Origin of the sequence: Pseudomonas sp. B21-054 (assembly GCF_026016345.1) — a bacterium.
In the GTDB taxonomy this organism is placed as follows: domain Bacteria; phylum Pseudomonadota; class Gammaproteobacteria; order Pseudomonadales; family Pseudomonadaceae; genus Aquipseudomonas.
The window spans coordinates 3,227,688-3,240,756 of the sequence record NZ_CP087204.1 but is presented as its reverse complement, the minus strand read 5'-3'; the positions used below and the strand labels follow the sequence as shown (position 1 = coordinate 3,240,756).

13 protein-coding genes are annotated in these 13,069 nt (G+C 60.4%); 3 read left to right on the top strand and 10 right to left on the bottom strand.

Annotation, left to right across the window (positions count from 1 at the left end):
* Nucleotides 1-234 precede the first annotated feature (234 nt).
* The 6 genes from LOY70_RS14555 to pssA all read right to left on the bottom strand — a co-directional run bounded on the left by LOY70_RS14555 (nt 235) and on the right by pssA (nt 6,318).
* Nucleotides 235-1,692, bottom strand: coding sequence for an ArnT family glycosyltransferase (locus LOY70_RS14555; protein WP_265038063.1), 1,458 nt, complete (start codon nt 1,690-1,692; stop codon nt 235-237).
* Nucleotides 1,693-1,759: 67 nt separating this feature from the next.
* Nucleotides 1,760-2,053, bottom strand: coding sequence for a lipid-A-disaccharide synthase N-terminal domain-containing protein (locus LOY70_RS14550; protein WP_025213620.1), 294 nt, complete (start codon nt 2,051-2,053; stop codon nt 1,760-1,762).
* Nucleotide 2,054: 1 nt separating this feature from the next.
* Nucleotides 2,055-2,798 carry a glycosyltransferase family 2 protein gene (locus LOY70_RS14545; RefSeq protein WP_265037722.1) on the bottom strand — a complete coding sequence of 248 codons (744 nt, stop codon included), beginning with the start codon at nt 2,796-2,798 and terminating at the stop codon, nt 2,055-2,057.
* A gap of 26 nt (nt 2,799-2,824) precedes the next feature.
* Complete coding sequence (locus tag LOY70_RS14540) at nt 2,825-3,796, bottom strand: NAD-dependent epimerase (RefSeq protein ID WP_265037721.1); 972 nt, start codon at nt 3,794-3,796, stop codon at nt 2,825-2,827.
* 150 nt (nt 3,797-3,946) lie between these two features.
* A complete protein-coding gene (locus LOY70_RS14535; protein ID WP_265037720.1) occupies nt 3,947-4,963 on the bottom strand; it encodes an AraC family transcriptional regulator in 1,017 nt (338 codons plus the stop codon).
* 11 nt (nt 4,964-4,974) lie between these two features.
* On the bottom strand, nt 4,975-6,318 hold the full coding sequence (gene pssA / locus LOY70_RS14530; protein ID WP_265037719.1) for a CDP-diacylglycerol--serine O-phosphatidyltransferase: 1,344 nt from the start codon (nt 6,316-6,318) through the stop codon (nt 4,975-4,977).
* A 121-nt stretch (nt 6,319-6,439) separates the two neighbouring features.
* Between pssA and LOY70_RS14525 the strand changes: the two genes are divergently transcribed.
* From LOY70_RS14525 to LOY70_RS14515, 3 genes are all read left to right on the top strand, one after another.
* The gene (locus LOY70_RS14525; RefSeq protein WP_265037718.1) at nt 6,440-7,024 is read left to right on the top strand and encodes a TetR/AcrR family transcriptional regulator; all 585 of its coding nucleotides are present in this window, start codon (nt 6,440-6,442) and stop codon (nt 7,022-7,024) included.
* Between the two features lie 40 nt (nt 7,025-7,064).
* The gene (locus LOY70_RS14520) at nt 7,065-7,544 is read left to right on the top strand and encodes a DUF1348 family protein (RefSeq protein ID WP_123344151.1); all 480 of its coding nucleotides are present in this window, start codon (nt 7,065-7,067) and stop codon (nt 7,542-7,544) included.
* 240 nt (nt 7,545-7,784) lie between these two features.
* Nucleotides 7,785-8,186: a hypothetical protein gene (locus LOY70_RS14515; RefSeq protein ID WP_265037717.1), complete on the top strand. Its 402-nt coding sequence runs from the start codon at nt 7,785-7,787 to the stop codon at nt 8,184-8,186.
* A gap of 81 nt (nt 8,187-8,267) precedes the next feature.
* On the opposite strand, the gene LOY70_RS14510 is transcribed toward LOY70_RS14515, so the two are convergent.
* The 4 genes from LOY70_RS14510 to LOY70_RS14495 all read right to left on the bottom strand — a co-directional run bounded on the left by LOY70_RS14510 (nt 8,268) and on the right by LOY70_RS14495 (nt 12,896).
* Complete coding sequence (locus LOY70_RS14510) at nt 8,268-10,691, bottom strand: TonB-dependent receptor (RefSeq protein WP_265037716.1); 2,424 nt, start codon at nt 10,689-10,691, stop codon at nt 8,268-8,270.
* 67 nt (nt 10,692-10,758) lie between these two features.
* The gene (locus tag LOY70_RS14505) at nt 10,759-11,703 is read right to left on the bottom strand and encodes a FecR domain-containing protein (protein WP_265038061.1); all 945 of its coding nucleotides are present in this window, start codon (nt 11,701-11,703) and stop codon (nt 10,759-10,761) included.
* Entirely contained in the window at nt 11,703-12,212 is a 510-nt protein-coding gene (locus tag LOY70_RS14500) for a sigma-70 family RNA polymerase sigma factor (protein WP_265037715.1), read from the bottom strand. Before LOY70_RS14500 ends, LOY70_RS14505 begins: the two co-directional genes overlap by 1 nt.
* Nucleotides 12,213-12,374: 162 nt before the next feature.
* Nucleotides 12,375-12,896, bottom strand: a complete 522-nt coding sequence (locus LOY70_RS14495; RefSeq protein WP_265037714.1) for an SgcJ/EcaC family oxidoreductase — start codon at nt 12,894-12,896, stop codon at nt 12,375-12,377.
* Nucleotides 12,897-13,069: the final 173 nt, after the last annotated feature.

The window sequence follows — 13,069 nt, the reverse complement described above, 5'->3', positions numbered from 1 at the left end:
CCTCTGTATTTGTTATTGGCTGGGGAACCGTAAATAGCAGGGAAATACTCGCGCCGAAGGGCTCCGGCGGCAATGGTCAAAGCTATCAAGTTGCTTGACTGGTTTGGCCAATGGTCTGGGGATGTGTTGTCTGTGCGGGCCCTATCGCGAGCAAGCTCGCTCCCACAGGTTTTTTTAGATCACCACAAATCCCTTGTGGGAGCGAGCTTGCTCGCGATAGCGGAACGCCAGACGCTACAAAGGATGCACCCATGTGAATGAATAAACTTTCTCTGGCGCTGGCGACTGGCAATCCCGGTTATCCGCATCAGCCCCCACCAGGAACCATTCGGCCCTTGAGGTATTACCGACACGGCGAGCCTTTTGCGGGTCGTAGCAGCGCTCCAAGCCTCGGGCAGGCACCAGGGCATAGGCCTGCGGATGACTGCGAAGCCAGACGGCGGATCGTTCCAGCGAGTGTGGGGTATGGAAGCCAAAATGCACGATGGGTTGCCGGGCGAACAACCAATGCCCTTCACGCCACCCCACCAGGACCAACTCAGCATTGCCCGTCAGCCGCGCCACGTCGTCCATGAGGGTTTCATGGGGGTTGATGCCTTCCTTATGGGGCTCGACAAAGCCGCGAACAAACCAGGCGCACAACCACATCGCCGTCAATACGGCGAACACCGTCCTGCCCCTCGGACATTGGCTGAACCAACGGCGCAGCAACCACGGAACCAGCGGCGCCACCAGCAGAACCAAGGCCGGCAACGCCGGAAAGATATACAGCTTGCGCTTGCCGCTGCTCAAGCTGAAGAACAGCAGCACCAGTACAACCCAACCGAGCAGCACCAACACTCGACCGTCGCGCTTGAGCAACTGCTTGCGCCAGGCCGGTACCAGCCAGGGCAGCATGAAAACAATCGGCAGCCAGTACTTGGGAATCACCTCGACGAAGAAATACCAGAAAGGTTCGCGGTGCTCCCAGGCATTGGCATAACGCCCCGCGGTCTGCTTCAGCAGGATTTCCTGGGCGTACGCCAAGCTGTCGGGACTGCCCTGCCACACGATCATCAGCAAAGGCCCCAGCCATGACGCAATGGCTGCCAGCGCCACGGCCAGTCCCAGCCACCAATGCCCTGCCTTGCCAGGCATCGACACCACCCCTTTCCAACCGTGGCGCACGGCATAGGCGTAGGGAATCAGCATCAACACCGGCAGAAACCCCACGCCTTTGCTGATGACGCCAAAGCCCATCGCCGCACAGGCCAGGTAATACCAGCGCCACGCCGGGCCGAGCAACAGATGCCGGCACAAGCCATAGATCCCCAGGATGGTCCAGAGCGCGAGGAAGCCATCGATCTGCCCGGTCCGCAGAATGCTGTAGGTCTGGTAGGTCGCCAGGAATAACAGCGCCGCAATGACACCGACACGCCGTCCCCACAAGCGACGGCCCAGGTCATACAGGCAGGCCGTGGTCACGGCGCTTGCCAGCAGCGCAGGCAAATACAGGGCAACTTTCGGTAAGTGGGTCAGTTGCACGAACAGCGCCACCGCCCACAGGAACAGTGGCGGCTTGTCGGCGTAGATTTCACCGGCGCGATGGGGAATGAACCACGAGCCGTTTTGCAGCATTTCCAGGGCCACGCCGAGGAAACGCTCTTCATCGACATTCATCGGTTGGCGCCAACCGAGACCGGCGCCCACCATGACTAACGTCAACAACACAAAAGCCAATAGTTCTAAGCGTGAGGAGGACAGTCGTATCCGCACTATTTCAGCCCTTTTCCGCTTGTTCGCGGCTTTGCTGCTCGTGATGCTTGGCGATCAACTGCAAATTACGCAGGTACACAATGAAACCGAAGGACTGGCCGACAATAAAAACCGGGTCTTCGCGGTAAATCGCGTAGGCCAGCAACAGCGCACTGCCGACGATACTCAGGTACCAGAACCCAACGGGGATCACGCTGCGCTTCTTGTATTCGCTGTAGAGCCATTGCAGGACAAATCGTCCGGTAAAGGCAAACTGGCCGGCGAAACCAACGGCCAGCCACACAGATTCTCTGCCCATATCAGACCTCGGTTTCTTGTGCGTTGAATTCCAGGCGAGTGCGCTTGATCAGCCACCACACCCCGAACAGATCAACAATGCCCACCAACGCCCGGTCCAGGTTGCCGTAGTTGGACACCCCTGCTCCGCGTTCACGGTGGTTCACCGGTTGGATCAACATACGGCCGTTATGGCGGCGGATCAGCGCAGGAATGTAGCGATGCATGTGATCGAAATACGGCAGGCGTAGAAATGCCTGGCGCTCGATCAATTTGATACCGCAGCCGGTATCAGGCGTCTGGTCCTTGAGCAAACGGGCGCGCAGCCTGTTCGCAAATCGCGAGGCCCAGCGCTTACTGGCCGTGTCCCGGCGGTTCACACGGTGGCCTGCGACCAGTTTTACGCCCCCGGGCTTACCCTCTGAACCCCGGACCAAGTCCAGCATCTTCGGCAAATCCGCGGGATCGTTCTGCCCATCACCATCGAGCGTTGCCAACCAGTGCCCGCGCGCCACCTGGGCAGCCTGGTAAATCGACGTGCTCTGCCCGAGGGAGCGGGCATGACTGAGCACGCGCAATTGACGATAGCCATCACCTTGCAGTGTGCGTAATTCAGCGGCGGTGGCATCGGTGCTGCCATCGTCGACCACAATCACTTCAAATGTTTCATTGGTCAGCGCTGAACGCACTTCCTCCAACAATGGAATGAGGTTGCCGGCTTCGTTTTTTGCCGGAATCAGGACCGACACATAAGGGCTTTCGTGCATGGGATTTCCGTATAAAAGCTCAGGGGCTAAACGCCGTAATAGCTGCGGTACCAGTCGACAAATGACTGCACGCCTATGGGGACCGGGGTCTGCGGACGAAAGCCGATGTGGTCCGCCAGTTCGCGGGTGTCGGCCCAGGTATTGACCACCTCGCCTGACTGCAGCGGCATGAAGTTCTTTATCGCGCGAATGCCCATGGCCTCTTCGAGGCATTCGATAAACTGCACAAGCTTCACGGGAGCGCCAAAGCCGATGTTGTAGACCTTGTTTCGTGCGCCGCCGTCCTCGGCAGGCGGCCGTGGTATCAAGCGCACCAGGCCCTCGACGATGTCGTCGATATAGGTGAAGTCGCGTGACATCTCGCCGTCGTTGTACACATCGATGGGTTGGCCTTTGACGATGGCGTCGGTGAACTTGAACAGTGCCATGTCAGGGCGGCCCCAAGGCCCATAGACGGTAAAAAACCGCAAACCAGTCGTGGGAATGCCATAGAGATGGGCATAGGCGTGGGCCATCAGTTCATTGGCGCGTTTGGTCGCGGCATAGAACGACACCGGACGATCGACAGCGTCGGTGGTGGCATAGGGCAAGTGCTCGTTCAGTCCGTACACGGAACTGCTGGACGCGTAAATCAAATGCGCCGGTCGATGGGCACGACAGGCTTCCAGCACGTTGAGGAATCCCACCAGGTTGCTTTGCGCATAGGTGTCCGGATTGTCGATGGAATAACGCACCCCGGCTTGGGCCGCCAGGTGGACGACATGCTCGAATGACTGTTGGGCAAACAGATCCAGCAGGGCTGGTTTGTCTGTCACATCCAGCCGCAGGAACTGGAAATTACCGAATGCCTGGAGTTGCGAAAGTCGAGCCTGCTTCAGCTCAACGCTGTAGTAACTGTTGAGGTTGTCAATGCCAATGACCTGGTGGCCATCGCTGCACAGTCGCTTGGCGGTATGGAACCCGATAAACCCGGCGACGCCGGTCACCAGTATTTTCATGCCCCGCTCCGTGCTGGCGTGCCTTCCTCAACTGCGTAATAGGTCACTTGCATAAATCACTCTGTTGGATGGCGTTCTTATATCCACAGAGGCATATATCAAAAAAACATGACGGTTTTATGAGTGAGCCATGACAGCGACGGAAGGGGTTCAGGCGGAATCGTTGAGAATCAGGCTGCGATAATGTCCCGGGTTGGACCCGGACCATTTGCGAAACGCCTTGTAGAAGGAGCTGGCATCGGCGAAGCCCAGGCGCGAGGCGATCTCGGAGAAGCTGATGGAAGGTTCGGCGAGCCAGGTGATCGCCAGCTCTTTGCGCACGTTGTCCTTGAGGCCTTGATAGGTCTGCCCCTCCTCCGCCAGGCGCCGGCGCAGAGTCGATGCGGAAACGCACAGCTGCTGGGCCAGGGCCTCGGTTTCCGGCCACTGCTCGGCCGGCAGTTGGCGCAAGTCGTGCCTGATGCGGCTGGCGAGGCTTTGCGGGTCGCGGTATTTGACCAGGATGTTGGCCGGCGCCTGGGCCAGGAAGCGCTTGAGTTCCTCGGCGCTGCGCCTGATGGGCAGGTCCAGGCATTCGGCGGCGAAGATCATCCGGGTCCGGGGCCGGTCGAAGCGCAGGTTCTGGGAGAACATCACCCGATAGTCGTCGCAGAAATCCGGCGCCGGACAGCGCAACTCAACGGCAAGAATGGGAATGCGTCGCCCGGCCAGCCAGCAGGCTACACCATGGACGATCATCCAATAGGTGAAATAAGTGAAGGCCCGACGCGGATCCTGATGGTCTTCCAACAGGACGATTTCCGCCAGGCTCTGCTGGCGAACCCATTGGGCCGGCAGGTGTTCGAGCATCAGCGACAGAAACCCCAGCCCCGCCGTCAACCCCGCCGCCAGCGTGGGCTGGGCCATGGCGCACTGGCAGAGAAACGCCAGGCTGCCCGACTTGAGTTTGCGCGGGTCCATGCCGAAAAACTCGTCGTCCAGGCGCCGCGCCAGCAAACGCCAGAGCCGCGCATAGGCATGGGCCGGCACCCGCGCCTGGGGATCATCGAGTAACCCCGGGGCGATGCCGACCTTGCTCAGCACCTCCTCAGTGCTGGCTCCAGGGACGCAGCTTTGCAGCAGTGCCTCTCGCACCAACTGGATGGAGATGGTGTCTTTTTCCGACATGGCGCGGGTTTTCACAGGATCCGGTAAAGCAGCCGTTCTATCCGCACCCGACTGACTCGCTTGAGGAACTTGCCCACTGCTGAGGGGTAATCCGGCAGGGTCTCAAGGTCCAGGTAGCGTTCGATCCGGCGGGTGTGCCGGTAGATCTGTTCAAGCTCGGCCTGACGCGGCCCCAGCAACTCGCCCTTGGGGTCGTCCAGCAACAGGGCGTTTTCCAGGTCCAGGCGAAAGGCCCGCGGGTTGAGGTTGTTGCCGGTAAGCAAGGTGTAGCGCTCGTCGACCCACATGCCCTTGAGGTGATAGGTGTTGTCACCGTCACGCCACAGGTGCAGGTTCAATTGCCCGCTGTCGATGTAGCGTTGGTGCCGTTTGGCGAAACGCCGCAGGCTGATCTCGTAGAGATAAGGCAGCGCGGCGATAATCTTGAACGGCTCGCTGGGCGGAATGTAGAAATCGTTGGCGGTCTTGTCGCCAACGATGATGTCGATCTTGACCCCACGGGCCAGGGCGCGATTGATCTCCCGGGTCACGGCCAAGGGCAGATTGAAGTATGGCGTGCAGATGGTCAGTTGCTGGCGGCTGCTGGCGATCAGTTCACCGATGACCCGGCTCAGCGGGTTGTTCTTGCCCACGCCGAGCAACGGGCTGACCGACAGGCCGCTCTTGTCGACACTGCCGGCGCTGGTGTCATACGCCGCGTGCTTGAGACGGCTGCGCAGGTCGCCGATGTCATTGCGCAGGCTGCGGGTGCTGGGCAGGTTCGGCAGGTCCAGGCGATGCACCGCCTTGGAGGTGATCAAGCCGTGCTGCACCAGGTGCTGCATCGAATCGGCCAGTGCCGCGTTCTGCAACAGGTGGTAGCGGTCGTAACGATACTTGTCGAACTTGTGCAGGTAGACGTTATTCAGGCTCGCGCCGCTGTAGAGCACACAGTCGTCGATCACGAAGCCTTTCAAATGCAGCACGCCGAACAGCTCGCGGGTCTGCACCGGTACGCCGTAGACCGGCACTTCGCTGGCATGGGTGCGCGTCTGTTCCTGATACCAGGCCGAATTGCCCGGCTGCTTCTTGGCGCCGATCAGCCCGCGCTGGGCCCGCAACCAATCCACCACCACCACGACATCCAGTTCGGGACGCGCGGCCTTGGCGGCATGCAGGGCATCGAGGATTTCCTGGCCGGCCTCGTCCTGTTGCAAGTATAGGGCGACGATGTAGATGCGCTGGGTGGCCTGGGCGATTTTCTCCAACAGGCTACGGCGGAACTCGGCGGCGCCATCGAGGATGGTCACGGCATCGGTGGTCAGTGCAAAGCTGCGCAACTTGGGCAGCAGGGAGCGTTTGAAAAGCGACGGCATAGGGCTCGCAAAAGGTCGATTCCGAAGAACGCAAGAGCTTACACCATGGACGGGGTTGGGTCTTCACGTCGTCATGAAAAAAGATTTGACTAAGGAGAACGATCGTTCTACTGTAAAAACCATGAACGAAATCACTAGCACTCAAACACGAGACATCATCCTCGATGTCGCCGAAAAGTTGATCTATAAAAGTGGCATCGCGGCCACCGGCATGGACCTCCTGGTGAAAACCGCTGGCGTCTCCAGGAAAAGCATCTACCGCTACTTTGCCAACAAGGACGATCTGATCGTCGCCGCCCTCCAGCGGCGGGATGAACGCTGGATGCATTGGTTCAGCAGCGAGGTCGACAAGGCACCGACACCCGCCGCACGGCTGCTCAACCTGTTCACCGTGCTCAAGGATTGGTTCGACAGCGAAGGCTTTCGCGGCTGTGCGTTCATCAACACCAGCGGTGAAACCGGCGACCCACAAGACCCGGTCCGCCAGGTGGCGAAGCTGCACAAACAGAAGTTGCTCGACTATGTCACCCGGCTGTGCGTTGACCAAGGTGTCGAAAATCCGGACGCCCTGGCCCGACAGTTACTGATCCTGATCGACGGCGCCATCACTGTCGCGCTGGTCATGGGCGATCACAGCGCCGCTGATGATGCCCGGAACGTGCTCAACACTTTGTTGGCTGAATCAACTGACTCACGCATTTCGTAAACCGCTGTACACATCGTTAATCGCTGCCTGGAGAGTTGCCATGTCGTCCCCTGCTGAAGTTCGTCCACCTTTGCCACCCTTCACCCGTGAATCGGCTATCGAGAAAGTTCGACTGGCCGAGGACGGCTGGAACTCCCGGGACCCACAACGGGTGTCCCTGGCCTATACGCTGGATACGCAATGGCGTAACCGCGCCGAGTTCGCCCATAACCGCGAAGAAGCCAAGGCGTTTCTGACCCGCAAATGGGCCAAGGAACTGGATTACCGGTTGATCAAGGAACTGTGGGCCTTCACCGACAATCGCATCGCCGTACGCTACGCCTATGAATGGCACGACGATTCGGGCAACTGGTTCCGCTCCTACGGTAATGAAAACTGGGAGTTTGACGAGCAGGGCCTGATGTCCAACCGCTACGCCTGCATCAACGACATGCCGATCAAGGAGAGCGAGCGTAAGTTCCATTGGCCACTGGGCCGCCGGCCGGATGATCATCCGGGGCTGTCCGAGTTGGGGCTGTAGGCACTCTGGCCCACGACAATCCCTGTGGGAGCGAGCTTGCTCGCGATGACGACGGCAGCTCCAACAGGGATGCCAGCTGACCCGCCGCTATCGCGAGCAAGCTCGCTCCCGCAGGAGAGCGCTCGCGGCAGACAAATGGCCGCCCGACAGGGTTGACCCATGAGACGCCAGGCATCACATTGCCTGGGCCAGCCCATTGCTCAGAGGCGGCTTCGTTGTGTTGCAGACCTTGTGGAGCCCATGACCGCGTCGATCCCGATTCGCCCCCCCTGCCCGCCCGGCGTCTGTGATTGCGGGCGTGATGCGTTGCTGCAAACGCCTGGCAGCGACCTGCGCATCCTTTGCTTCAATCGCCAGGAAGAAAAGCGCCTGCTCGAACGGTTGGAAAATATCCAGAGCCTGGACGAGCTCGAACGCCTACAGCGGCGTTTGTACGAGAACCTGGGCATTCGCCTGACCGTCGAACCCGGCTACAACGAAGTCCGGACCATGCGAGGCATCGCCATCGAATTCCAGGACCAGCCCGGCCTGTGTCGCAAGATTCGGCAGACGATCCCGGCCGCCATCCGCCGTGGCCTGGAAAAACGTCCCGAGATCGCCTGGCGGCTGCTGGACGCCCACGACTTGTTCCGCGATACCTGACGCTCAGTGCGTCATCAGTTGATATCGAAACAACAGTAGTTAATTGAGCAATAAGCTCCTTCCATGGAGCTGATGATCGGCTTAGAAATCCACAGTGGCCGAAAGCAGGTAGGTACGCGGGGTTGCCAGCGTCAAGCCAGGTTCGCTGTCATCCGAGGCCCCGGCCGAACTCCAGTAGCGCTTGTCCGCCACGTTCTCGATATTGGCACGCAGGGTGATGTTTTTCTCGTCGACCTTGAACGCGTAGCGTGCGCCCACGTCGAAACGCTCCCAGGCGTCGATTTCCTTCTCGTTGGACTGGTCCAGGTATTGCGAGCTGGAATAGATGCCGCGACTGGTCAGAGTCAACCCCTGCACGGTCGGTACATCCCATTCGGCGCCCAGGTTGACGTTGTATTTCGGCGTGGCGGGTGCCCGGTTGCCATCGAAGGTGCCATTGGTGGTGTTGGTCAGCTCGCTGTCGATGTACATGACGCCGCCGAGCAAGCGGAAGCCTTTGAGCGGCTCGCCAAATACGCTCAGTTCCACGCCTGTGTTCTCGCGCTTGCCGTTCGGGCCGAAAACCCGTGTCGTGGCGTCGGTGGCGTACGCAGGCTGTTTGATGCGGAACACGGCGGCAGTGACGGCGAGCGCACCTGCGTCGTATTTGGCACCGACCTCGACCTGACGACTGATGAACGGCGGGAAAATCTCATCCTCGTTTATCGACGTCGACGGCGCGATCTTGCCCTGGCTCAGGCCTTCCATGTAGTTGGCATACAGCGACAACTTATCGGTGGCCTTGAACAGGATGCCGCCCGATGGCGAAATCTTTTCCTCATCATAGGCGGTAGCGCCTTTGACGTTATTCGTCCAGTCGTCAACCTTCACCCGCTGCCAACGGGCACCGAGGGTCAACAGCAACCGATCATCAAAAAAGCCCAATGTGTCGGACAACGCGACGCCGCTGAAGCGGTTCTCGGTGTAGACCTTGTCATCCTGCCGCGTGGGTGTGCCAGGGGTTGGTGTGACTACCGGGTCATACAGGTTACTGGGGGACGAAGCGTAGCGAGCGCCGCCATTTTCGAAGTCCATATAAAAGTAACTGGCGGCCAGGTTGACCTCATGGCTCACCGGGCCGGTATGGAACCAGTTACGTACCCCGGCATTGGCCGTCCGCACATTTTCGTCCCGGGTGAAGTCGCGGGGCTGGACACTGAAGTCCCCAGCGTTGTTGCTGATCGAAACGTTGTGCCTGAGGAAATCATGGTTGCTCTTGCGTGCCCCCACGCCGCCGTACAGCATGACCGAATCGTTGACATCGAATTCGGCGTTCACCGCGCCGAAGGTATCCACGGTACGTGCCTTGCTCCAGCGCTGCGCATAGTTGCGGCTGACATCACTGGCATGGGGAACCTGTGCGTTGGCGCTCACCTGCACACGCTCTTGCGGTGCATCGGTTTCACGCTCGGTGTGGCCGATGTCCGTCGAGAGGCGCAAGCGTTCACCGCGAAAATCCAGGCCCAACACCGCCATCTCACGGTCCACGCTCTGGTGATCCCATTCAGTATCGCCAGATTGTTTTACGCCGTTGAAGCGAATCCCGAACTTGTTATCCTCGCCAAAGCGCCGGCCCACATCCACGGCGCCGCCCACTTGGCTATCGGATGCATAGCTGCCGGTGAACGAGGTGATGGGCTTGTCGGTCGCGCGCTTGGGCACCACGTTGATGCCGCCCCCCACGCTGCCCCGCGGCGAAATGCCGTTGATGAGCTGGCTCGGCCCCTTGAGGATGTCGACGCGTTCGGCCATCTCCATGTCGATCGTGTAGGTGGGCAGGACGCCGTAGAGACCGTTGTAGGCGACATCACTGTTGAACAGGCTCAATCCACGAATGGTGAACTGCTCGTAACGCCCGCCCGCCGGGTTGGTGGCGCGGACGGACGGGTCGCTGGCGATCAGGTCGCCCAAGGTGCGGGCCTGTTGGTTCTTGACCGTCTCGCTGGTGTAGGTGGTCATGCTGAACGGCGTTTCCATGAAGTCCCGCGAGCCCAGCAGACCTTGGGAGCCGCGGCGTGCGACCTGGCCGCCGGCAAACGCATCGACGTCTGTCGAGGCGGTGGCGCCGAGGATCGAGGTCGGGGCCAGTTGCAGGCTGCCGCCTTCCGGCGCGGGGGTCAGGATGTACGCCTGTTCGCCCACCGGCTGCAGCTGCAGGCCAGAACCCTGCAACAGCCGGGAAAAACCCTCCTCCACCCCATACTCCCCCGACAGTCCGGCGCTGTTGCGCCCGCTGACCAGGGCCGGATCTACCGACAGGTTGACGCCCGCCAGCCCGGCGAACCGGGTCAGTGCCGCACTCAGGCTGCCGGCCGGGACCTGATAGCTGCGTCGGGCAGCGTCTTCGGCCTGGCTGGCGGAGATGAAGAATGGACTGGCGCTCAGGCTCAGCATGAGACTCAGGTGCAACAGCGGACGCCAGCCGGCGATGGCCGGGCGAAAACGCAAAGGTACTACTGCGGACATTAGAAGGCGCTCTCATTTTTGTTCAGTTGCCTTGAATGACAAGCGACAAAAAAAAAGGGGACACGCTTCACGCGATATTTTTGCGAGGCGATAACGTGACCCAATAGCGGGTGCGTGTCTGCACGTCCAGCGGCAGGCTGGCCGCGAGCAACGCAAGGATTCGATCGGTGTTTTCCAGGCGAAAGCTGCCGGTGACACGAAGGGATTCCAGGGCTGCGTCCCAGCGCAACACGCCTGGGCGATAGCGCTCCAGCTCGCGGAGAAAATCCCCCAATGGCTGGTTCTGCGCCACCAGCACCCCGTCACGCCAACCCAGTTGCGCCACGTCAAAGGCGTCCACGGGGCCAGCCCCCGCCGCCTGGAGGCTGACTTGCTGGCCTTGCTCCAGCCTCAGCAGCGGCCCATGCAGCGGCTGCAACTGCACCGAGCCACTGACCACCGACACCCGGCAGTTGCCCTCACTCAAGCGCACGCAGACTTCACCCCGGTTGACCGTGATCAGCCCATAGGGCGCCTGGATGGCCAATGGCGTGGTTCCTGCGAGCTTGAGGGCCAGCTCGCCTTGCAGCAGGACCAGTCGCCGCGCGTTGAGGTCCAGGTCCACGGCGCTGTCGGTGTTCAACTGTAGCGTGCTGCCATCGACCAGCGACCATCGCCGCTGTTCGCCGGTGCCGGTGTGCAGGTCGGCGCGCCAGACGTCCAGTGGCAGTTCTCGCCCCAACAGCCAAGCGGCCGGCACTACCGCGGCAACGCCCAATGCGCGCTTGAGTACGGCGCGGCGGGCCATGGCCGGGCGGTCCAGCGTTGCCATTCCCAGCGCTGGCGGCACCCCGGCAAAGCGCTGGCGCAGTCGCTGGGCTTTTTGCCAGGCAGCCTCATGGTGGACGCTGCTGTCGCGCCACCGCTGCAAGGCGGCGGAGTCGAATTCGTCGCCGTTGAATTCCATCAAGGCCAGCCAACGGGCAGCCGCCCGGGCGACTTCACGGGCTTCTGGCGAAGAAGCCGTGCGAATCAAAAGTCCACCAATAGGCAATGCTCATAGGCCTGGGCCATGTAGCGCTTGATGGTGCGCTCGGACACCTGCAGGCGCTCGGCAATTTCACGGTAGCCCAGGCCTTCCAGCTGGCTCCACAAAAAAGCCCGCCGCACCAGGGGCGGCAGGCCATCAAGCAGTTCATCCAGGGCTTGCAGGGTTTCCAGCAATAACCAGCGTTCCTCGGGAGACGGCACGCTGTCTTCGGGCAGGCTCGCCAGGGCGTCGAGATACGCCTGCTCCAGGTTGCGGCGGGTGTAGAAATTGCTCAGCAGCCGTTTGCCGACCGTCAGCAGATAGGCACGGGGCTCATGCAAATCGCTCAACGGCTGGGAGCTGGACAGCACTCGTAGAAAAGTATCCTGGCGCAAATCCGCAGCATCCCAGGCATTGCCCAGGCGCCGTCTCAACCAGCCTTCCAGCCAACCGCCGTGGTCACGGTACAACGCGTGTAAGGAGTGCTCCGTCGGCGTAGCTGCATCAAACATGTCAAGAGGCCCTGCGCGTGGAATGTCTCAAATGAGACTGATTCTAATTAATGTTCGCAGGCTAATCCAAGCTATTTATGCAGGAATATGTAAATACGGTGGTGGCCTTATGGCTTTGGGCGCGGTCTTAGGGGCTGCCGTACAGCCCCTCGAGGTTCGATATCAATGACTGGCGTGCAGTGTCTTTGGCACTTCAGGCATGGCCGATGAGTGATGATTGATGATCTTCCACTGTCCGTCGAGGCGCTCATAAAGGAAGGTATAGCGTGCCTGGACGTCCCGTTTGGAACCGTCGGCATTGGTCAGCGTGAAGGTGTAGACCCCACTGTCCATCGCCGCGTCGGGCCCCAGGTGACGGATCTCCCGGTAGTTGATTTGTCCGACTGGCTTCGCCGCCAGGAAATGCTGGAAATAATCCTGGATCTGCTCCGGCGTACTGCGCACCTTGTTGGAAACGGTCGGTTGCAAAATTGCATCCGGTGCGTACAGGCTTGTCACCGCACTGGCACTGCCGGTTTGCAGCGCGGCGTTCCAGCGGTCGAACAGCGCAGCGACCTCGCGGTCATTCACATTCGTTGGCTGCTCGGCCACGGTGCGATACACGTATGGTGTGGCCTCGACTGCATGGACAAGCGGTGCAGCCAGCAGGAAAAAAGCAGCAATAGCACAGGTTTTCATTTTCATCGAAGCGTTCCTTTGGGTTTCAATGAGGCCACTTTGCCGGCTCGCGCAGCCTTCGCCATCGGCCAACCGGTGCCGATCGCCTATGCCATTCGGCAGATAGGCCCGGTGTCGATGACACGTTCTAATGACGCCACCCGAACCAGACCGGTCCCCTCTCACGCTGGAGCCTCCCC